A 21,319-nucleotide genomic window follows, 5' to 3' on the forward strand; every position below is an offset into this window, starting at 1 on the left:
GATGGGTGCCGATCGCACTTACGCGTACGGCGCCGCCGCCGGCCTCCTCGGAGACCTGCTCCTCGGCGATCCGCGCCGCGGGCATCCGGTCGCCGTGTTCGGGCGTGCGGCCGCTGCCGTGGACCGCGCGTTGTGGCACGACCACCGCGGCTGGGGCGCCCTGCACACCACCGTGTGCGCCGGTGGCGCCGTCGCTCTCGGCACGCTGGCCGCACGCGTCGTACGCCCCTGGTCCGCCGCCTCCGTCGCGCTGACCGCCGCCGCCACCTGGGCGGTCGTCGGCGGCACCTCGCTCGCCCGCGAGGCCCGCGCGATCGGCCGTGCGCTGGAGTCCGGGGACGTCGAGGCGGCGCGGGCGCGGCTGCCGCATCTGTGCGGCCGGGACCCGCAGGCGCTGGACGCCGACGGGATCGCCCGGGCCGTGGTGGAGTCCGTCGCCGAGAACACCTCCGACGCCGTCGTGGGGGCCCTGGTGTGGGGGGCGGTGGCCGGGGTGCCGGGGCTGCTGGGCTTCCGGGCCGTCAACACCCTGGACGCGATGGTGGGTCACAAGTCCTCCCGCTACCGGCGCTACGGCTGGGCCTCCGCCCGGCTGGACGACGTGGCCGGCTGGCCGGGGGCGAGGCTGACCGCCGTCCTCGCCGCCGTCGCCGGCCCCGACCCGCGCGGTGCCCTGCGCGCCTGGAGGGCCGACGCGGCCCGGCACCCGAGCCCCAACGCCGGCCCGGTGGAGGCGTCGTTCGCGGGCGCGCTCGGCGTACGGCTGGGCGGAACCCTCTCCTACGGCGGCCGGATCGAGCACCGGCCGGTCCTCAACGGGGCGACCGGGCGCGCCGTCCGGGTCACCGACATCGACCGGGCCGTACGGCTCTCCCGCCGCGTCGGCCTGCTCGCGCTCGGCGTCACCCTCGCCGCGCGCCGACTCGTGAAGGGACACACGGCATGACAGGGGGCGGGCTGCTGGTCGCCGGGACCACCTCCGACGCCGGCAAGAGCGTCGTGACGGCCGGGATCTGCCGGTGGCTGGTGCGTCAGGGCGTGAAGGTCGCGCCGTTCAAGGCGCAGAACATGTCGCTCAACTCCTTCGTGACCCGCGAGGGCGCGGAGATCGGCCGGGCGCAGGCCATGCAGGCCCAGGCCTGCCGGATCGAGCCGACCGCGCTGATGAACCCGGTGCTGCTCAAGCCGGGCGGCGAGCAGAGCAGCCAGGTGGTGCTGCTGGGCAGGCCGGTGGGCGAGCTGAGCGCGCGCGGGTACCACGGTGGGCGCCAGCAGAGGCTGCTCGGCACGGTGCTGGACTGCCTGGCCGAGTTGCGGGGCACGTATGACGCGGTGATCTGTGAGGGGGCGGGCAGTCCGGCCGAGATCAACCTGCGCCGGACCGACATCGTGAACATGGGGATCGCGCGGAACGCGCGGCTGCCCGTGCTGGTGGTCGGCGACATCGACCGCGGCGGCGTCTTCGCCTCCTTCTTCGGGACCGTGGCCCTGCTCTCGCCGGAGGACCAGGAGCTGGTCGCCGGATTCCTGGTGAACAAGTTCCGGGGCGATGTCTCGCTGCTGGAGCCGGGGTTGGAGATGCTCCGGGGTCTGACCGGGCGTCGCACCTACGGCGTGCTGCCCTTCCGGCACGGGCTCGGCATCGACGAGGAGGACGGGCTGCGGGTCTCGCTGCGCGGCGCCGTCCGCGAGTCCACCGTGGCTCCCCCGGTCGGCGACGACGTGCTGCGGGTCGCCGTGTGCGCGATCCCGCTGATGTCCAACTTCACCGACGTGGACGCGCTGGCCGCCGAACCGGGCGTAGTGGTGCGGTTCGTGGACCGCCCGGAGGAGCTGGCCGACGCCGACCTGGTGATCGTTCCGGGCACGCGCGGGACGGTACGGGCCCTGCAGTGGCTGCGCGAGCGGGGGCTCGCCGACGCCCTGGTGCGCAGGGCCGCCGAGCAGCGGCCCGTCCTCGGCATCTGCGGCGGCTTCCAGATCCTCGGCGAGCACATCGAGGACGAGGTCGAGTCGCGCGCCGGCGCGGTCGACGGGCTCGGACTGCTGCCGGTGCGGGTGCGCTTCGCCCGCGAGAAGACCCTGACCCGGCCGTCCGGTCAGGCCCTGGGCGAGCGGGTGGAGGGGTACGAGATCCACCACGGGGTGGCGGCCGTGGAGGCGGGCGAACCCTTCCTGGACGGCTGCCGGGTCGGCCAGACCTGGGGCACCCACTGGCACGGCTCGCTGGAGTCGGACGGCTTCCGGCGGGCCTTCCTGCGCGAGGTGGCCGCCGCCGCGGGCCGCCGCTTCGTGCCCGCGCCGGACACCTCCTTCGCCGCGCTGCGCGAGGAGCAGCTCGACCGGCTCGGCGACCTGATCGAACAGCACGCGGACACGGACGCGCTGTGGCGGCTCATCGAGTCGGGCGCGCCGCAAGGACTGCCTTTCATCCCACCGGGAGCGCCTGCATGAGCACAGTGTTGTTGTTGTCGACCGCCGACACGGATCTGCTGGCGGCCCGGGCGTCCGGCGCGGACTACCGCATCGGCAACCCGACCCGGGTGGACGTCGAGCAGGAGCTGCCGGGGCTGCTCGACGGCGCCGACCTCGCCGTCGTACGGCTGCTGGGCGGCAAGCGCGCCTGGGAGGACGGGCTGGCCGCGCTGAGGGCGTCCGGGATCCCGACCGTGCTGCTGGGCGGCGAGGCCGTGCCGGACGCCGAGCTGATGGCCGAGTCGTCGGTGCCGGCCGGTGTCGTCGCGGAGGCGCTGAAGTACCTGGTCGAGGGCGGGCCCGCCAACCTGCTGGAGCTGTCCCGGTTCCTGTCGGACACCGTGCTGCTGACCGGCGAGGGCTTCGAGGAGCCGCGGAAGATGCCGGAGTACGGCATCCACGGCTCGTACGAGGTCCAGGACGGCCGCCCGACCGTGGGCGTGCTCTTCTACCGCGCCCACGAGCTGAGCGGCAACACCGCCTTCGTGGACACCCTGTGTGCGGCGATCGAGGCGCAGGGCGCCAACGCGCTGCCCGTGTACTGCGGTTCGCTGCGCGGCGCGGACGCCGGGCTGTACGAACTCCTCGCGCGGGCCGACGCGCTGGTCGCGACCGTGCTCGCGGCGGGCGGCACGCACGCCTCGCAGCCGTCGGCGGGCGGTGACGAGGAGTCCTGGGACATCGGCGCGCTCGCCGACCTGAACGTGCCTGTCCTGCAAGGGCTTTGCCTGACCTCGTCCAAGAAGGCCTGGGAGGAGTCCGACGCGGCCCTGTCCCCCATGGACGCGGCGATGCAGGTCGCGATCCCGGAGTTCGACGGACGGCTGGTCACCGTGCCGTTCTCCTTCAAGGAGCAGGGCCCCGACGACGTCCCGGTGTACGTCGCCGACCCCGAGCGGGCCGCGCGGGTGGCCGGGATCGCCGTACGGCACGCCCGGCTGAAGCACAAGCCGAACGCGGAGAAGAAGATCGCGCTGGTCTTCACCGCGTACCCGACCAAGCACTCCCGGGTCGGCAACGCGGTCGGCCTGGACACGCCCGCGTCGGCGGTCCGGGTCCTCGACGCGCTCCGGGACGCGGGCTACTCGCTGACCGACTACCCTTCCGGCGGCGACGAGCTGATCCACCGGCTGATCGCGGCCGGCGGCCACGACGTCGAGTGGCTGACCGAGGAGCAGCTGGCGGCCGCGCCCGCGCGGGTGCCGCTCGCGGACTACCGGGCGTGGTTCGGCAAGCTGGACCCGGAGCTGCGGGACGCCATGCTGGAGGCATGGGGCGAGCCACCGGGCTCCCTGTACGTCGACGGCGACGACATCGTGCTCGCCTGTCTGCGGTTCGGGAACGCCGTCGTGATGATCCAGCCGCCGCGCGGCTTCGGCGAGAACCCGATCGCTATCTACCACGACCCCGACATGCCGCCCTCGCACCACTACATGGCGGCCTACCGCTGGCTGGAAAACAGCTTCGGCGCCGACGCGATCGTGCACATGGGCAAGCACGGCACGATGGAGTGGCTGCCCGGCAAGGGACTCGGCCTCGGCAAGGGCTGCGCGCCGGACGCCGTGCTCGGCGACCTGCCGCTGGTCTACCCGTTCATCGTGAACGACCCCGGCGAGGGCACCCAGGCCAAGCGGCGCGGGCACGCCACCGTGGTCGACCACCTGGTGCCGCCGATGGCCCGCGCCGACACCTACGGCGACCTGGCCAAGCTGGAGCAGCTGCTGGACGAGTACGCGCTCGTCTCCGACCTGGACCCGGCGAAGGCACCGGCCGTCCGCGCCCAGATCTGGACGCTGGTCAAGGCGGCCGAGCTGCACCACGACCTGCATGTGGACGAGCAGCCGGACGACGCGGCGTTCGACGAGTTCGTCATGCACATCGACGGTTATCTGTGCGAGATCAAGGACGTCCAGATCCGCGACGGTCTGCACGTCCTCGGCGGTGGCCCGGTCGGCGAGCCGCGGGTGAACCTGGTGCTCGCCGTGCTGCGCGCGTCCCAGGTCTGGGGCGGCCGGGCGAACGCGCTGCCGGGCCTCAGGGCCTGCCTCGCCGCTCATTTCGGCCTGGCCGAGAAGGAGTTGCTGGCCGAGCCGGGCGCGCCGGTGAAGGTGCCGGTGGAGCTGACGGGCCTGGTGGACGGTCCCGCGCGGACCGCCTCCGACGCGATCGACCTGCTGGAGCAGCTGTGCCGGCGGATCGCGGAGGGCATGGAGGAGCGGTCCTGGGACCGGACGGACGTACCGGGGGTGCTGCGGGACGCGCTCGGCGCCGAACTCCCGGACGCGGTCGCGGTGCTGGAGTTCGCGTGCGACGAGGTCGTGCCGCGGCTCGCCCGCACCACCGACGAGATCGGGCACATCCTGCGGGCCCTGGACGGCGGTTACGTCCCGGCGGGTCCGTCGGGGTCGCCGACCCGTGGCCTGGTGAACGTGCTGCCGACGGGCCGGAACTTCTACTCCGTCGACCCCAAGGCCATTCCGTCCCGGCTGAGCTGGGAGGTCGGCCAGTCGCTCGCCGACTCCCTGGTGCAGCGGTATCTGCAGGACACGGGTGCCTACCCGAAGTCCGTGGGCCTGACCGTCTGGGGCACGTCCGCGATGCGCACCCAGGGCGACGACATCGCCGAGATCCTGGCGCTGCTGGGCTGCCGCCCGGTGTGGGACGACGCCTCGCGCCGGGTCACGGGCTTCGAGGTGGTCCCCCTGGAGGAGCTGGGGCGCCCCCGCATCGACGTCACGGTCCGCATCTCCGGCTTCTTCCGGGACGCGTTCCCGCACGTCGTCGGCCTGATCGACGACGCGGTGCGGGCGGTGGCCGAGCTGGACGAGCCGGCGGAGTCCAACTACGTGCGGGCGCACGCGGATGAGGACACCGCCGAGCACGGCGACCGGCGGCGCGCGACGGCCCGGATCTTCGGCTCCAAGCCGGGCGCGTACGGCGCCGGCCTGCTGCCGCTGATCGACGCCCGCAACTGGCGCTCCGACGCCGACCTCGCCGAGGTGTACGCCGTGTGGGGCGGCTACGCCTACGGGCGCGGGCTGGACGGGCGCGCGGCGCGCGGGGACATGGAGACCGCGTTCAAGCGGATCGCCGTCGCCGCGAAGAACGTCGACACGCGCGAGCACGACCTGGTCGACGCCGACGACTACTTCCAGTACCACGGCGGCATGGTCGCCATGGTCCGCCACCTGACCGGCGCCAACCCCGAGGCGTACGTGGGCGATTCGGCGACGCCGGACCAGGTGAAGACCCGCACGCTGGGCGAGGAGACCCACCGGGTGTTCCGGGCGCGTGTGGTCAACCCGCGCTGGATGGCGGCCATGCGCCGGCACGGCTACAAGGGCGCCTTCGAGATGGCGGCGACCGTGGACTACCTGTTCGGCTACGACGCCACCGCGGGCGTGGTCGACGACTGGATGTACGAGAAGCTCAGCGCGGAGTACGTCTTCGACCCGGAGAACCGGGACTTCATGAAGCAGTCCAACCCGTGGGCGCTGCGCGGGATCACCGAGCGGCTGCTGGAGGCGGCGGACCGGGGCCTGTGGGCCGAGCCGGACGCGGACACGCTGGAGCGGCTGCGCGCCACCTACCTGGAGCTGGAAGGCGACTTGGAGGGCGACGACCAGTGACCACCCCCTTCCCCTTTACGGCCGTTGTCGGCCAGGACGACCTGCGGCTCGCGCTGCTGCTGAACGCCGTGTCCCCGGCGGTCGGCGGTGTGCTGGTGCGCGGCGAGAAGGGCACCGCGAAGTCCACGGCCGTGCGTGCGCTGTCGGCGCTGCTGCCGGAGGTGGCCGTGGTGCCCGGGTGCCGGTTCTCCTGCGACCCGGCGGCACCGGACCCATCGTGTCCGGACGGCCCGCACGAGCCGGGGCCGGGCGCGCACCGGCCCGCGCGGATGGTCGAGCTGCCCGTCGGCGCCTCCGAGGACCGGTTGGTCGGCGCCCTCGACATCGAGCGGGCGCTCGCGGAGGGCGTGAAGGCGTTCGAGCCGGGCCTGCTGGCCGACGCGCACCGCGGGATCCTGTACGTCGACGAGGTCAACCTGCTCCACGACCACCTCGTCGACCTGCTGCTGGACGCGGCGGCGATGGGCGCCTCGTACGTCGAGCGCGAGGGCGTCTCCGTACGGCATGCCTCGAAGTTCCTGCTCGTCGGCACCATGAACCCCGAAGAGGGCGAGCTGCGGCCGCAGTTGCTGGACCGGTTCGGGCTGACCGTGGAGGTCGCGGCCTCACGGGAGCCGGACCAGCGGGTCGAGGTGGTGCGGCGCCGGCTGGCGTACGACGACGACCCGGCCGGTTTCGCCGCCCGGTGGGCCGAGGAGGAGGCCGCCGTACGGCAACGGATCGTCGCCGCGCGGGAGTTGCTGCCCCGGGTGCGCCTCGGCGACGGCGCGCTGCGGCAGATCGCGGCGACCTGCGCGGCCTTCGAGGTGGACGGCATGCGCGCCGACATCGTGATGGCCCGTACGGCGACCGCGCTGGCCGCGTGGGCGGGGCGGACGGACGTGCTCGCCGAGGACGTCCGGCAGGCGGCGCTGCTGGCGCTGCCGCACCGCAGGCGGCGGAATCCGTTCGACGCGCCGGGTCTGGACGAGGACAAACTGGACGAGACGCTGGAGCAGTTCTCGGGAGACGACTCGCAGGGCGACGACGATCCCGACCCCGACGGGCCGGGGGGTGGCGGCGGGCAGCCGCAGCCCGACGACGGCCCGCAGAGCGGCGGGGACGCCTCCGCCCGTCCCGAGGCCGGTGAGGGAGGTCAGCCGCAGGCGTCCGGCGCGCGGGAGCAGTCCGCCGTACGGGCCGCCGAGCCGTTCCGCACCAAGGTGCTGAGCGTCCCCGGGATCGGCGAGGGTGCGGCCGGCCGGCGCTCGCGGGCGCGCACCGAGCACGGGCGCACCACCGGGGCGCGCCGGCCGCAGGGCGCGCTGACCAAGCTGCATCTGGCGGCGACCGTGCAGGCCGCCGCCCCGCACCAGCGGGCCCGGGGCCGGTCCGGGCCGGGTCTGGTGATCCGCCGGGACGATCTGCGGCAGGCGACCCGGGAGGGGCGCGAGGGCAACCTCGTGCTGTTCGTGGTGGACGCCTCCGGGTCGATGGCGGCGCGGCAGCGGATGGGCGCCGTGAAGGGCGCCGTGCTGTCGCTGCTGCTCGACGCCTACCAGCGGCGGGACAAGGTGGGGCTGGTGACCTTCCGGGGCTCCGGCGCCGAAGTGGCGCTGCCGCCGACCTCGTCCGTCGACGCCGCCGCCGCACGGCTGGAGTCGCTGCCGACCGGCGGTCGTACGCCGCTGGCCGCCGGGCTGCTCAAGGCGCACGAGGTCCTGCGGGTGGAGCGGCTGCGGGATCCGGCGCGGCGGGCGCTGGTCGTGGTGGTGACGGACGGGCGGGCGACGGGTGGCCCCGAGCCGGTGGCGCTCGCCGGGCGGGCGGCGCGGCTGTTCGCGGCCGGCTCGGTCGCCTCGGTGGTCGTGGACTGCGAGTCGGGGCCGGTGCGGCTCGGGCTCGCCGGGCAGCTAGCGGGTGAGCTGGGCGGTACGGCCGTCACGCTGGACGAGCTGCGGGCGGACTCGATCGCCGGGCTGGTGAAGGGTATGCAGAGCAGGAGGGCCGCGTAATGCCTCAGGGACAGCCGAGTGTCGTACCCGACGACGGTCTGACGACGCGTCAGCGGCGCAACCGGCCGCTGGTCGTCGTGCACACGGGCGTGGGCAAGGGCAAGTCCACCGCCGCGTTCGGGCTCGCGCTGCGCGCCTGGAACCAGGGGTGGCCGGTCGGGGTGTTCCAGTTCGTCAAGTCGGCGAAGTGGCGGGTCGGCGAGGAGCGGGCGCTGCGCGTGCTCGGCGACTCCGGCGAGGGCGGCACCGTCGCCTGGCACAAGATGGGCGAGGGCTGGTCCTGGGTCCAGCGGGACGCCCAGATGGACAACGAGGAGAAGGCCCGCGAGGGCTGGGAGCAGGTCAAGCGGGACCTGGCCGCCGAGACGTACCGGCTGTACGTGCTGGACGAGTTCGCCTACCCGATGCACTGGGGCTGGGTGGACACCGATGAGGTGGTCTCCGTGCTGCGGGACCGGCCGGGCACCCAGCACGTCGTCATCACCGGGCGCAACGCGCCCGGGAAGCTCGTCGACTTCGCCGATCTCGTCACCGACATGTCCAAGGTCAAGCACCCCATGGACGTGGGGCAGAAGGGCCAGAAGGGCATCGAGTGGTGACCTTGGTTCCCCGGCTGGTCATCGCCGCGCCGTCGTCCGGCAGCGGCAAGACCACCGTCGCCACGGGGCTGATGGCCGCGTTCGCCGCGCGGGGACTCGCCGTGTCCCCGCACAAGGTCGGGCCGGACTACATCGACCCCGGGTACCACGCGCTCGCGACCGGGCGGGCGGGGCGCAACCTGGACGCGTATCTGTGCGGGCCGGAGCTGGTCGCTCCGCTGTTCCTGCACGGGGCGCGGGGGTGCGACCTGGCCGTGGTCGAGGGCGTGATGGGGCTGTACGACGGGGCGGCCGGGGAAGGCGAGCTGGCCTCCACCGCGCATGTGGCCAAGCTGCTGCGGGCGCCGGTGGTGCTGGTCGTGGACGCGTCGTCGCAGTCGCGTTCGGTGGCGGCACTGGTGCACGGGTTCGCCTCCTGGGATCCGCAGGTGCGGGTCGGGGGCGTGATCCTGAACAAGGTCGCGTCCGACCGGCACGAGGAACTGCTGCGGCAGGCGCTGGACTCGGCGGGTGTGCCGGTGCTGGGTGTGCTGCGGCGGGCGGCCCCGGTGGACACGCCCTCGCGGCACCTCGGACTCGTCCCTGTGGCCGAGCGGCGGGCCGACGCCGTGGACGCGGTGGCGGCGATGGCCGCGCAGGTCGAGCAGGGGTGTGATCTCGAGGCTCTGCTCGCACTGGCCCGCAGCGCGGCGGCGTTGCCCGGTGCTCCGTGGGAACCGCCCGTCAGCACGACGGACAAGCGTGAGGTCGTCGCCGTCGCCGGTGGTCCCGCCTTCACCTTCTCCTATGCCGAGCACACCGAGCTGCTCGCCGCCGCCGGCGCCGACGTCGTCGCCTTCGATCCGCTCCGTGACGAGCAACTGCCCGAGGGGACCGCCGGGTTGGTCATCGGCGGCGGGTTCCCCGAGGTGTACGCCGGCGAGCTGTCCGCCAACGAGCCGCTGCGGAAGGCCGTCGCCGAACTCGCGTTGTCCGGCGCTCCGGTCGCCGCGGAGTGCGCCGGGCTGCTCTATCTGTGCCGGGAGCTGGACGGGCAGCCGATGTGCGGGGTGCTGGACGCCACCGCGCGGATGACCGAGCGGCTCACGCTCGGCTACCGGGACGCCGTGGCCGTCACGGACAGTTCGCTGGCCGTCGCCGGCACGCGGATGCGGGGGCACGAGTTCCACCGCACGGTCGTCGAGCCCGGCGCCGGCGCGGCTCCCGCCTGGGGGGTCCGCGGCCCTGCCAGGCGGGTCGAAGGTTTCGTACAGGGCGGCGTGCACGCCAGCTATCTGCACACCCACTGGGCGTCCGAGCCCGGTGCCGCCCGTCGGTTCGTGGAGAGGTGCCGGACGTCATGAGCAGCAGGCTGATCGGGGTCGGAGTCGGTCCGGGCGATCCGGAACTGGTGACCGTCAAGGGGGTCAACGCCCTGCGCGCGGCCGACGTCGTCGTCGTCCCCGTGATGGACACCGGGGAGCGCGGGCGGGCCGAGGCGACCGTGTTGCACTACGTACCCGAGGACAAGGTCGTCCGGGTGGTCTTCGCGCTGAACGAGCGCACGGACCGGGCGCGCCGGGAGGCCGCCTGGGACGCGGCGGGAGCCGCCGTCGCCGCTTTGCTGGAACGGCACGGGTGCGTCGCCTTCGCCACCATCGGCGACCCCAACGTGTACTCGACGTTCACCTACCTCGCGCAGACGATCGCCGAGCTGGTGCCCGGCACGGCCGTGGAGACCGTGCCCGGGATCACCGCCATGCAGGATCTGGCGGCGCGCTCCGGCGCCGTGCTGACCGAGGGCACCGAGCCGCTCACGCTGGTGCCGGTGACGGCCGGGTCGGCCGTGCTCAAGGAGGCGCTGGCCGGGCCGGGGACCGTCGTGGCGTACAAGTTCGGGCGGCAGGCCGGCGAGGTCGCCGAGGTGCTGAAGGAGACCGGGCGGCTGGCCGACGCGGTGTGGGGGGCGGCGCTGGGTCTGCCGGAGGAGTCGGTGCGGCCGGCCGCCGAGCTGGACGGCACGCCGCTGCCGTACCTGTCGACGCTGATCGCGCCCCCGCGGCGGGACGGCGGACGGGGCGGGAAGCTGTGAGAGGCACCAGGCGGCCGGGGCGGGAAGCTGTGACAGGCGCCAAGCGGCCGGCCGGCTCAGCCGCCCGACAGGCCCACCACCAGCCAGATGAAGGCCGCGCCCGCGACCGTGCACAGCAGGGTGGAGCGGGAGGGGTGTTCGTGGTGGGCCTCGGGGAGGATCTCGGCGGCGGCGAGATAGAGCAGGACGCCGCCGAAGAAGCCCAGATAACCGCCCAGCAGCCCTTCGGGGATGTGGAAGAAGGCGGTCGACAGGGCGCCCAGCAGGGGTGCGCAGGCGTCGGCCACCAGCATCGCCACCGCCCGGCGGCGGGCGTTGCCGTACAGGCTGGTGATGGTGAAGGTGTTGAAGCCGTCGGCGAAGTCGTGCGCGATCACGGCGAGTGCGACGGCCGCGCCCATGCCGCCGCCCACCTGGAAGGCCGCGCCGATCGCCACGCCGTCCATGGCGCTGTGCCCCACCATCGCCCCGGCCGCCGCCAGGCCCACCTCGGGCGCCCGGTGGTTGTGACCCTCGGCGCCGCCGTGCGCGGCCTTGCGGGCGGCGAGCGTGTGCTCCACCAGATGGGCCACCAGGAAGCCGGCCACGAACAGCAGCAGGGCGGCGGGAACGCCGAAGACCGAGCGGCGGGCGGCGTGCAGCGCCTCCGGCAGCAGGTCCAGGCCGACCACGCCCAGCATCAGGCCGCCGGCCAGGCCCAGGACGAGATGGCGACGGTCGGTCACGCGCTGTGCCGTCCAGCCGCCGGCCAGCGTCATCAGGAACGCGCCGAGCGCGACGAAGACCGCCATAGGCCCTTGCTATCCGATCGAGGGGCCTTCGCGCACATCGGGCGCCTGCCGCACTCCCCCAGACCCTGACATACCGCCCCGCTTTTGACGTGTGTTTCCGTACGAGAGGACCCTCCCCATGGCCGTTGCCCCCACCGGCAAGGTGACGTTCGTCGGTGCCGGCCCCGGCGCCGCCGATCTGCTGACGTTCCGCGCCGCCCGCGCCATCGCGGAGGCGGACGTGGTGATCTGGGCGGCGAGCCTGGTCCAGGCGGATGTCCTGGAGCACGCGCGCGCGGACGCCGAGATCCTCGACTCGGCGGCCATGCCCCTGGAGGAGGTCGTCGCCGTCTACCGCCGTGCCCACGCCGAGGGCCTGAAGGTGGCCCGGATCCACTCCGGCGACCCCGCGCTGTGGGGCGGCACGCAGGAGCAGCTGGACCGGTGCGCCGAGATCGGGATCGCCACCGAGGTCGTACCCGGGGTCTCGTCGTTCTCCGCGGTCGCCGCGCTCGCGCAGCGCGAGCTGACCATTCCCGAGATCGCGCAGTCCGTGGTGCTCACCCGGCTGGGCGGCGGCAAGACGCCGATGCCGCCCGGCGAGGAGGTGCGGGAGTTCGCCCGGCACGGGACGACGATGGCGGTCTTCCTCTCCGCCGCGCGCAGCGGGCAGCTGGTGCGCGAGCTGCTGGAGGGCGGCTACCCCACGGACACCCCGGTGATCGTCGCCCACCAGGCGACCTGGCCGGAGGAGCTGGTCGTGAAGTGCACGATCGGCACGCTGGAGGAGACGGTCAAGGAGCACAAGCTCTGGAAGCACACGCTGTTCCTGGTCGGCCCGGCGCTGGACGCGCACGGCACGCGCTCGCACCTGTACCACCCGGGTCACTTCCACGGGTACCGCAAGGCGGACCCGGAGGCCCGGCGGGCCCTGCGCGAGCGGGGGGCGAGCAGGTGATCACGGTCGTCGGCACGGGGACGGGGGCGCCGGTTCCGGAGGACCTCCTCGCCGGGGCCGCCCTCGTCGTCGGCGGGCGCCGGCACCTGGAGGCGGTACGGCTGCCCGACGGCGTCGAACGGGTCGTTCTCGGGCCGCTGGCGCCCGCCCTGGACACGATCGCCGAGTATGTCGGCAAAGAGCTTCCGGTGCTGGTGCTGGCCTCCGGGGACCCGGGGTTCTTCGGAATCGTGCGGGCGCTGGCCGAGCGGTTCGGGCCGCGGCGGCTGCGGGTGCGCCCCGGGGTCTCGTCCGTCGCCGCCGCCTTCGCGCGGGTGGGGCTGCCGTGGGACGACGCCGTGGTCGTCAGCGCACACGGCCGGGACCTGCGCACGGCGGTCAACGTGTGCCGGGCGCATCCGAAGACGGCAGTGCTGACGGGCCCGGGCGCGGGACCAGCGGAACTGGGCGCGGCGCTGCTGCACGAGGCGAGCACGCCGGGAGGCGCAACGCCCGAACGGGGGGCCAGACCTGCCGAACCAGGGGCCGGACCCACCGAGCTGGAGCCCGGCACCGAACCCGCCAAGCCCGAGGCCGGACCCGCCGAACCGGAGGCCAGACCCACCGAGCCGGGACGCGCGCCCGAACTGGAGGCCGGACCCGCCGAACCGGGGCACGTGCCCGGACCGGGAGCCGGACCCATCAAACCCGAGCCCGGGGCCGGACCCGCCCAGCCGGGGCGCGTGCACGGACCGGGGGCCCGATCCGGCAAGCCCGATGCCGGACCCACCGAGCCGGGGCGCGTGCCCGAACTGGAGGCCGGACCCGCCGAGCCGGGGCGCGCGCCCGGACCGGGAGCCGGACCCACCAAACCCGAGCCCGGACCCGCCGAACCGGAGGCCGGACCCACCGAACCGGGCCGCGTGCCCGGACCGGGAGCCGGACCCGCCGAACCCGAGGCTGGGGCCGGACCCGCCCAGCCGGGCCGCGTGCCTGGACCGGGGGCCGGAGCCGCCGAACCGGAAGCCGGACCCACGGCCCAGTCCGCCGCACCCGCCGCCCCGGCCGCGCCAGGGCGTGTCCTCGTCGTCGCCTCGGCCCTCGGCTCCCCCTACGAGCGCGTCGAACGGGTCACCCCCGCCGAGGCCGCCGTCCGGGACTGGGGCCCGGACGTCAACGTGGTGCTGTGCCTCGATGAGACGCGTGCGCTCGGCGGGGTGCGGACGGTCGCCGGGGTGCCGGCCGGGCCCGGCCGATGGGCGCTGGACGAGGGCGAGTTCGCGCACCGGGACTCGATGATCACCAAGTTCGAGGTGCGGGCGCTGGCGCTGGCCCGGCTGGGGCCGCGGCTGGGCGACCTGGTGTGGGACGTGGGCGCCGGCTCGGGCTCGGTGGCGGTGGAGTGCGCCCGGCTCGGCGCGGCCGTCGTCGCCGTGGAGAAGGCGGCGGACGGGGTGGAGCGGATCCGCGCCAACGCCCGCGCCCACGGCGTCGACGTACGGGTGGTGCACGGTGCGGCGCCAAAGGCCCTGGACGGGCTCGACGATCCCGACGCGGTGTTCGTCGGCGGAGGCGGCCGCGATTTGCCCGCCGTCGTGCACGCGTGCGCGCGGCGGGCCCGGCGGACCGTGGTCGTCGCCATGGCCGCGCTCGACCGGGTGCCGGCGGCGCGCGAGGCGCTCACGGCCGCCGGGTTCGCCTGCGACGGGGTGCTGCTGCAGTCCTCGCGCCTGGCGCCGCTGCCCGGGGACGTGACCCGGCTCGCGGCGACCAATCCCGTGTTTCTGCTCTGGGGCGACAGAACCCCGGCGTCTAGTGAAGGAGTTGCTCAGTGATCGGCCTGATTTCCGCCACCGCGGCGGGCGCGGCGGCACGCGACCGGCTGGCCGCGGCCTGGCCGGACCGGACGCGGGTGTACGAGGGGCCCGTCGGGGAGGCGGTACGGGCCGCGTTCGCCGAGTGCGAGCAGCTGGTGTGCTTCCTGGCGACGGGCGCGGTGGTACGGCTGCTCGCGCCGCTGCTCGGCGACAAGACGGCCGACCCGGGTGTGGTGTGCGTGGACGAGGGCGGCCGGTTCGCGGTGTCGCTGGTCGGCGGGCACGGCGGCGGCGCCAACGAACTCGCCCGCGAGGTCGGCGCGTTGCTGGGCGCAGAGCCGGTGGTGACGACCGCGACGGACTCCGTCGGACTGCCGGGCCTGGACACGCTGGGCCTGCCGTACGAGGGTGCGGTCGCCCAGGTCTCCCGGGCGCTGCTGGACGGCGAACCGGTCGCGCTCGAGGCCGAGTTGCCGTGGCCGCTGCCGCCGCTGCCGACCGCACCGCAGGGGGCGTACACCATCCGGCTCACCGACCGGGACGTCGCACCCGGCGAGCGGGAGGTGCTGCTCAGGCCGCCGTCCCTGGTGGTCGGGGTCGGCGCGTCCAAGGGCGCGCCGGCGGAGGAGATCCTGGGCCTGATCGAGGAGTCGCTGGCGCAGGCGGGGCTCTCGCCGAAATCGGTGGCCGAACTCGCCACCGTGGACGCCAAGGCGGAGGAGGAGGGCATCGTGGCCGCCGCCGGGCGGCTGGGGGTGCCGCTGGTGACGTACGGCGCCGGCGAGCTGGCGGCGGTCGCGGTGCCCAACCCCTCCGCCGCGCCCCTCGCTGCCGTCGGCACGCCGTCCGTGGCGGAGGCCGCCGCCCTGCTGCGCGGTGGCGAACTCCTCGTGCCGAAGCGGAAGTCGGCGATGGCGACCTGTGCCGTCGTACGGCGTCCGGGGCGCGGGCGGCTCGCGGTGGTCGGGCTCGGGCCCGGCGCCCGGGACCTGCTCACCCCGCGCGCGGCGGCCGAGCTGCGCCGGGCGTCGGTGCTGGTCGGGCTCGACCAGTACGTCGACCAGATCCGCGATCTGCTGCGGCCGGGCACCCGAGTGCTGGAGTCGGGGCTCGGCGCGGAGGAGGAGCGGGCGCGCACGGCGGTCGCACAGGCCCGCAAGGGGCACGCGGTGGCGCTGATCGGCAGCGGCGACGCGGGGGTGTACGCCATGGCCTCCCCGGCGCTCGCCGAGGCCTCGGACGACATCGACGTGGTCGGGGTGCCCGGGGTGACGGCCGCGCTGGCCGCCGGGGCGATCCTGGGCGCGCCGCTGGGCCACGACCACGTGTCCATCAGCCTGTCGGACCTGCACACCCCGTGGGAGGTCATCGAGCGGCGGGTGCGGGCGGCGGCCGAGGCGGACCTCGTCGTCACCTTCTACAACCCGCGCTCCCGGGGCCGCGACTGGCAGCTGCCGAAGGCGCTCGGCATCCTCGCCGGGCACCGGGAGCCGGGCACGCCGGTCGGGGTCGTGCGCAACGCCTCCCGGCCGGACGAGTCGAGCCGGGTGACCACGCTCGCCGCACTGGACCCGGCGACGGTCGACATGATGACGGTCGTCACCGTGGGCAACACGGCCACCCGGATCATCGCCGGGCGCATGGTGACCCCGCGCGGCTACCGCTGGCAGGAGGGCGACCAGTGAACCGGATCGTCCACCCCATCGAGCAGGAGTCCTTCCGGCGGCTGCGCGCCCGGCTGGACACCTCGCACTTCCCGCCGCTGACCCGGGCGGTGGTGGAGCGGGTCGTCCACTCCGCCGCCGACCTGGACTACGCGACCGATCTCGTCATGGCCGAGGACGACCTGGTGACGGCGCACGCGGCGCTGCACGCCGGGGCGCCCGTCGTGGTCGACGTGGAGATGGTCGCGGCCGGCATCACCCGCCGGGAGACGGTCTGCCGGCTCAAGGACGCGAAGTCCGGTCCCGGGCTGACGCGTTCGGCCCATGCCGTCCGGCTCGCCTACGAGCAGGTCGGGCCGGGCGCGCTCTGGGTGATCGGCTGTGCGCCGACCGCCCTGGAGGAGCTGCTCACCCTGGACGCCTCCCCCGCACTCGTCATCGGCCTGCCCGTCGGCTTCGTCGGCGCGGCCGAGTCCAAGGCCGCGTTGCGCGCGAGCGGGCTGCCCGCCGTGAGCAACGTGTCCGAGAAGGGCGGCTCGGCGGTCGCCGCCGCCGCGCTCAACGCCCTGCTGTACCACCCCATTTCGCCCGAGGAGACCCCGTGACCACCCCGCCCGCCCTGCTCATCGCCGGACACGGCACCCGTGACGACGCCGGAGCCGAGGCGTTCCGCGACTTCGTACGCCGGCTGCAGCTGCGCTCCGACATGCCCGTCGCGGGCGGCTTCATCGAGCTGTCCGCGCCGCCGCTGGGCGAGGCCGTCGCCGATCTGGTGGCGCGCGGGGTACGGCGGTTCGCCACCGTGCCGCTGATGCTGGTGTCCGCCGGGCACGCCAAGGGGGACATCCCGGCCGCGCTGGCCCGCGAGAAGGCACGGCACCCGGGCATCTCGTACACCTACGGCCGTCCGCTGGGCCCGCACCCGGCGCTGCTGAGCGTGCTGGAGCGGCGGCTGGACGAGGCGCTGGGCTCCGTGCCGCGCTCGGAGGCGACCGTGCTGCTGGTCGGGCGCGGCTCGACCGACCCCGACGCCAACGCCGAGGTGTTCAAGGCGGCGCGGCTGCTGTGGGAGGGCCGCGGGTACGCCGGGGTGGAGACGGCGTTCGTGTCGCTGGCGGCGCCGGACGTGCCGAGCGGCCTGGACCGGTGCCGGGCGCTGGGGGCGCGCCGGATCGTCGTACTGCCGTACTTCCTGTTCACCGGGATCCTGCCGGACCGGGTGCGGCGGCAGACCGAGGAGTGGGCCGCCGCGCACCCGGAGACCGAGGTGCGGTCGGCCGAGGTCATCGGGCCCGAGCCGGAGCTGCTCGACCTGGTGCTGGAGCGGTACGCGGAGGCCGTCAAGGGCGATCTTCGGATGAACTGCGACTCGTGCGTGTACCGGATCGCGCTGCCGGGCTTCGAGGACAAGGTGGGGCTGCCGCAGCAGCCGCACTACCACCCCGACGACGACGGCCACGGGCACGACCACGGGCACGGGCACGGGCATCACCATCACGGGGGGCACTCGCACAGCCATGCGCACTGAGGGCACGGGAGAGGACCTGCGGCACCACGGGGACGCGGAGGTGCGGGACGACGGGGCCGCGCTGGTCGACCTCGCCGTCAACGTCCGCGCGGACACGCCGCCGTCGTGGCTGCGGGAGGAGATCGCCGCCTCGCTGTCGTCCCTCGCGGCCTACCCGGACGGGCGGGCCGCGCGGGCGGCGGTGGCGGCGCGGCACGGGCTGCCGGTGGAGCGGGTGCTGCTGACGGCGGGCGCGGCGGAGGCGTTCGTGCTGCTCGCGCGTGCGCTGAAGGTACGGCGGCCGGTCGTGGTGCATCCGCAGTTCACCGAGCCGGAGGCGGCGCTCAGGGACGCCGGGCACACCGTGGACCGGGTGCTGCTGCGGGAGGAGGACGGGTTCCGGCTGGACCCGGCGGCGGTGCCGGAGGACGCCGACCTGGTGGTGATCGGGAACCCGACCAATCCGACGTCGGTACTGCATCCGGCGCAGCTCATCGCCCAACTCGCGCGCTCCGGGCGCATATTGGTGGTCGACGAGGCGTTCATGGACGCGGTGCCGGGTGAGCGGGAGGCGCTGGCCGGGCGGACCGATGTGCCGGGGCTGGTCGTGCTGCGCAGCCTCACCAAGACGTGGGGGCTGGCCGGGCTGCGGATCGGCTACGTGCTCGCCCCTGCGGAGATCATCACGGCGCTGGAGCGGGCGCAGCCGTTGTGGCCGGTCTCCACGCCGGCGCTGGCCGCGGCGGAGGCGTGTGTCACGCCTCGGGCGCTGGCGGAGGCGGGACACGCGGCGCACCGCATCGCGGCGGACCGGGGTCATCTGGTGGCGGGGCTGGCGGAGTTGGCCGCGCGGGGTGTGCGGGTGGTGTCTCCTGCGCAGGGACCGTTCGTACTGGTCCGTATGCCGCAGGCTGCTGTCGTACGACACCGACTGCGGGACCTGGGTTACGCGGTGCGGCGGGGGGACACGTTCCCAGGGCTCGGCGAGGAATGGGTACGGGTGGCTGTGCGGGACCGGGTGACAGTGAGCGGCTTCCTCAAGGCACTGTCGGCCGTACTCACGTAACCGGGGCTCCGCCCCGACCCCCACCAGGGGGCTCCCCCCCCTGGACCCCCACCTCGCCCACCCACCACCCGACTCGGCCGGCTGAAAAGGGCCCCCACCGGCCGGTGCTGCTACGAGATCGCTCTCAGCCTGCCCCGCTGCCCTGCCCGGAGTTCGGTCAGGGCCTCCCTCGTGTGCTCGTCCGCCGGTAGGAACACCACGAGTTGCTGGGCGTCCGTCGGGGCGTCCAGGGTTTCGCGGGTGAGGCGGAGTGGGGGGCCGGTGGGGTGGGTCAGGCGGAGGGCGCCGCGTCGGGGCACCAGGTGGCGGTTCAGGCGGCGGGTGAACTCGGGGCCCGCCAGAGGCGCCAGTTCCGCGCTGAGCCATTCCGAGTTCTCGGCCGACGGGCCGAGCCACAGGTCGAAGGCCTGCTCGTCGGCGACCTGGTCCCAGTCGGCGAAGAAGGCCCGTGCTCTGGGGTCGGTGAAGACGTACCGGGTGAGGTTCGGCGCGTCGCCGTCGAGCAACCCGGTGCCGGCGGTGAGCAGTTCGTAGCCGCTGGTGCGGGCGAGGATGTCACCGAGGCGGTTGGTCACGACGGCGATGCCCGGTTCCAGCAGCCGCAGGGTCTGGAGCAGGGCCGGGCGGACGTCCCGCCGGGGCGGGGCCGGGCTGCGGTGGGCGGTGCAGGCGCCGCCGGTGATCTTCGCGAGGTAGCGCAGATGGTTGCGCTCGGCGGCGTCGAGGCTGAGCGCGTCGGCGAGGGCGTTGACCACCGCGACGGACGGACTGCGGTCCCGGCCCTGTTCGATGCGGGTCAGGTACTCGACGCTGATGCCGGCGCGGGCGGCGAGGTCCAGCCGGCGCAGGCCCGGTGAGCGGCGGCGGCCTCGGTCCGGCAGCCCCAGCGTCTCCGGCTGGATGCTGTCCCGCTTGGCCCGGATGAAGTCCCCCAGCGGTGTCCCCATGGGGCGAGGATAGGCCGCCGGGTCAGCGGTCGCCGAGGGCTCAGGGTGGCCCTGCCGGGGCCAGCCTGGGCACGGCCTGGTTGGGCGGTGCCGGGGGCCGGATGGTGGTGGGCATGGAGAACAGGAACACGCACAGGTTGCTGGTCGTCGTCGGAAGCGTGCGGGAAGGCCGGTTCGGGCCGGTCGTCGGGTCGTGGGTGGCCGGACAGGCCCGGCAGCACGGGGGTTTCGAGGTCCGCGTCGTCGATCTGGCCGACGTGGACATCCCGTTGGCGCTGCCGGCCGAGTCGCCGAAGTTCGCCGGGGACGCCTACCCGCGTCCGGCCGGGATGAGCCGGCTGACCTCGGCGCTGGAGGAGGCGGACGCGTTCATCGTGGTCACGCCGGAGTACAACCACAGTTACCCCGCCTCCCTGAAGGCGGCCATCGACTGGCACTTCACCCAGTGGACGGCCAAGCCGGTGGCCTTCGTCAGCTACGGCGGCGCGGCCGGCGGCCGGCACGCCGTGCTGCACCTGGAGAACGTGCTGACCGAACTGCACGCGGTGACCATCCGGGACGGTCTGGCCTTCCCGAACTACTTCACCGCGTGGCAGGACGGCCACCCGCTGGACGAGCAGGCCCCGGCGTACGCCAAGACGCTGCTCGACCAGCTGTCCTGGTGGGCGGCCACGCTCAAGGCGGGCCGGGAGGCCGCTCCCTACCCGGCGTGACGGCGGACGGGGAGCGGCGGGCGGGGCCCGGGTCAGCCCCCTGCGGCGGCGGGCGGAGCCCGGGTCAGCCCCTGCGGCGGCGGGTCAGCCCTTGCGACAGCGGGCACCGCCTGGGTCAGCCCTTGCGACGGCGGGTCAGTGCCACTGCTCCCCCGCCGACCAGCACCAGTGCCAGTGCGCCGCCCGCGATGTACGGGGTCGCGGAGTTGCCGCCGGTCTCGGCGAGGTCGTTGCGGGCGCCCTGCGGCTGCACGGCGGCGGCCGGGTCGTGGCTCGGTGCGGGGTGGCCGGTGGGCGGCGCCGTCGGGGACTCGCAGGTGGCCTTGGCCAGGGTGACGGTGCCCTCGACGTCGGCCACGTTGAGCTTCAACGGGTTGACGGAGACCCGGAGTTCGAGGGCGGTGGCGGCGGCGGTGCGGGTCGTGGTGCGGCGCTGGGCGAGGTCGAGGCGGACCTCGCCGACGCCGGGCACCTTGACCTGGGTGGGGCCGCCGGCGGTGAGCGTGACGCGCTTGCCGAGGACCGTGACCGCGCCGAGGACGTTCGCCGAGGCGGCCGGCGCCTTGCCGGCCTCGCAGGCCGCGTCGGCGGTGACCGTGCCGACCTCGATCAGGGACAGCAGGGGCAGGCCGGGGACGTGCAGGCGGGCGTGGACGAGCCGGACCGAGCCCTCGGCGCGCCGTGCGGTCACGGTGGCCTTCGCGGAGGCGGCGTCGGCGGCGAGGACGGAGAACGGCTTGCCGCCGGCCACGCCGTCGAGCCGCGCGGACAGCGCGGTCCTGTCGGCGCTCCGCGGTGCCTGGACCTCGTTGAGGGAGACCGCGAACGGGATGTCGACGGTCTTGTTGAGCAGGGAGACGTCGAGGCCGGTGCGGAGCACGACGGCGGAGGCGCGACCGTGGTCGGTGGTCGCGTGCGCCGCGCTCGCGCCCAGCACCGCGGGCGCCAGGGTGAGCGCGGTGGCGGTCGCCAGGGCGGCCGTACGGCGTGCGGGCATGCGGAAGGTGTTGCTGTTCAAGGCGTGGGACCCCCAGTGGAAACCTGTGTGGGACCCGTCAACCTTGTACGCACTGTGGGTGAACGGTCAGCGATCCTGGGTCACTTCACTCAAACGTGGATTTCCCGCACGC

16 protein-coding genes and 2 pseudogenes are annotated in these 21,319 nt (G+C 74.7%); 15 read left to right on the top strand and 3 right to left on the bottom strand.

Features of this window, described 5'->3' with window-relative positions; genetic code table 11:
- Position 1: 1 nt before the first annotated feature.
- The 7 genes from AB0950_RS14440 to cobI are packed head-to-tail and all read left to right on the top strand — an operon-like array spanning position 2 to position 10,768.
- Positions 2–946, top strand: a complete 945-nt coding sequence (locus AB0950_RS14440) for a cobalamin biosynthesis protein (protein ID WP_366778619.1) — start codon at positions 2–4, stop codon at positions 944–946.
- Positions 943–2,454 (top strand): cobyric acid synthase, encoded by a 1,512-nt coding sequence (locus tag AB0950_RS14445; protein ID WP_360150786.1) that lies wholly within the window; start codon positions 943–945, stop codon positions 2,452–2,454. Before AB0950_RS14440 ends, AB0950_RS14445 begins: the two co-directional genes overlap by 4 nt.
- Positions 2,451–6,104: a cobaltochelatase subunit CobN gene (cobN, locus tag AB0950_RS14450; RefSeq protein ID WP_366778620.1), complete on the top strand. Its 3,654-nt coding sequence runs from the start codon at positions 2,451–2,453 to the stop codon at positions 6,102–6,104. Before AB0950_RS14445 ends, cobN begins: the two co-directional genes overlap by 4 nt.
- Complete coding sequence (locus AB0950_RS14455; protein WP_366778621.1) at positions 6,101–8,098, top strand: putative cobaltochelatase; 1,998 nt, start codon at positions 6,101–6,103, stop codon at positions 8,096–8,098. Before cobN ends, AB0950_RS14455 begins: the two co-directional genes overlap by 4 nt.
- Positions 8,098–8,697, top strand: coding sequence for a cob(I)yrinic acid a,c-diamide adenosyltransferase (gene cobO, locus AB0950_RS14460; RefSeq protein ID WP_360571233.1), 600 nt, complete (start codon positions 8,098–8,100; stop codon positions 8,695–8,697). The genes AB0950_RS14455 and cobO overlap by 1 nt, the downstream gene beginning before the upstream one ends.
- Positions 8,691–10,040: a cobyrinate a,c-diamide synthase gene (locus AB0950_RS14465; protein WP_360150774.1), complete on the top strand. Its 1,350-nt coding sequence runs from the start codon at positions 8,691–8,693 to the stop codon at positions 10,038–10,040. The genes cobO and AB0950_RS14465 overlap by 7 nt, the downstream gene beginning before the upstream one ends.
- On the top strand, positions 10,037–10,768 hold the full coding sequence (gene cobI, locus AB0950_RS14470) for a precorrin-2 C(20)-methyltransferase (protein WP_366778623.1): 732 nt from the start codon (positions 10,037–10,039) through the stop codon (positions 10,766–10,768). The genes AB0950_RS14465 and cobI overlap by 4 nt, the downstream gene beginning before the upstream one ends.
- Positions 10,769–10,824: 56 nt before the next feature.
- Here cobI and AB0950_RS14475 read toward each other — a convergent pair whose 3' ends face one another.
- Positions 10,825–11,559 (bottom strand): ZIP family metal transporter, encoded by a 735-nt coding sequence (locus AB0950_RS14475; RefSeq protein WP_360150768.1) that lies wholly within the window; start codon positions 11,557–11,559, stop codon positions 10,825–10,827.
- 118 nt (positions 11,560–11,677) lie between these two features.
- Here AB0950_RS14475 and cobM point away from each other — a divergent pair, with 118 nt between their 5' ends.
- The 7 genes and pseudogenes from cobM to cobC all read left to right on the top strand — a co-directional run bounded on the left by cobM (position 11,678) and on the right by cobC (position 18,529).
- Positions 11,678–12,496 (top strand): precorrin-4 C(11)-methyltransferase, encoded by an 819-nt coding sequence (cobM, locus tag AB0950_RS14480; protein ID WP_360150765.1) that lies wholly within the window; start codon positions 11,678–11,680, stop codon positions 12,494–12,496.
- Positions 12,493–12,954, top strand: a pseudogene (cbiE, locus tag AB0950_RS14485) (precorrin-6y C5,15-methyltransferase (decarboxylating) subunit CbiE); the annotation flags it as partial. The gene cobM and the pseudogene cbiE, both read left to right, overlap by 4 nt.
- A gap of 597 nt (positions 12,955–13,551) precedes the next feature.
- Positions 13,552–14,310: pseudogene (gene cbiT / locus AB0950_RS14490) on the top strand (precorrin-6Y C5,15-methyltransferase (decarboxylating) subunit CbiT); the annotation flags it as partial.
- On the top strand, positions 14,307–15,977 hold the full coding sequence (cobJ, locus tag AB0950_RS14495; RefSeq protein ID WP_366778625.1) for a precorrin-3B C(17)-methyltransferase: 1,671 nt from the start codon (positions 14,307–14,309) through the stop codon (positions 15,975–15,977). The pseudogene cbiT and the gene cobJ, both read left to right, overlap by 4 nt.
- On the top strand, positions 15,974–16,561 hold the full coding sequence (locus tag AB0950_RS14500; protein ID WP_366778626.1) for a precorrin-8X methylmutase: 588 nt from the start codon (positions 15,974–15,976) through the stop codon (positions 16,559–16,561). Before cobJ ends, AB0950_RS14500 begins: the two co-directional genes overlap by 4 nt.
- Positions 16,558–17,484: a sirohydrochlorin chelatase gene (locus AB0950_RS14505; RefSeq protein WP_366778627.1), complete on the top strand. Its 927-nt coding sequence runs from the start codon at positions 16,558–16,560 to the stop codon at positions 17,482–17,484. Before AB0950_RS14500 ends, AB0950_RS14505 begins: the two co-directional genes overlap by 4 nt.
- Positions 17,474–18,529 carry an Rv2231c family pyridoxal phosphate-dependent protein CobC gene (cobC, locus tag AB0950_RS14510; protein WP_366778628.1) on the top strand — a complete coding sequence of 352 codons (1,056 nt, stop codon included), beginning with the start codon at positions 17,474–17,476 and terminating at the stop codon, positions 18,527–18,529. The genes AB0950_RS14505 and cobC overlap by 11 nt, the downstream gene beginning before the upstream one ends.
- Positions 18,530–18,639: 110 nt before the next feature.
- On the opposite strand, the gene AB0950_RS14515 is transcribed toward cobC, so the two are convergent.
- Entirely contained in the window at positions 18,640–19,476 is an 837-nt protein-coding gene (locus AB0950_RS14515) for a helix-turn-helix transcriptional regulator (RefSeq protein WP_360150750.1), read from the bottom strand.
- A 113-nt stretch (positions 19,477–19,589) separates the two neighbouring features.
- Between AB0950_RS14515 and AB0950_RS14520 the strand changes: the two genes are divergently transcribed.
- Positions 19,590–20,189, top strand: coding sequence for an NAD(P)H-dependent oxidoreductase (locus AB0950_RS14520; protein ID WP_360571247.1), 600 nt, complete (start codon positions 19,590–19,592; stop codon positions 20,187–20,189).
- A gap of 115 nt (positions 20,190–20,304) precedes the next feature.
- Here the strand turns inward: AB0950_RS14520 and AB0950_RS14525 are convergent, their stop codons facing one another.
- A complete protein-coding gene (locus AB0950_RS14525) occupies positions 20,305–21,207 on the bottom strand; it encodes an SCO1860 family LAETG-anchored protein (protein ID WP_360571249.1) in 903 nt (300 codons plus the stop codon).
- Between the last annotated feature and the right edge of the window lie 112 nt (positions 21,208–21,319).

Source organism: Streptomyces sp. NPDC007189 (genome assembly GCF_040703635.1).
In the GTDB taxonomy this organism is placed as follows: domain Bacteria; phylum Actinomycetota; class Actinomycetes; order Streptomycetales; family Streptomycetaceae; genus Streptomyces.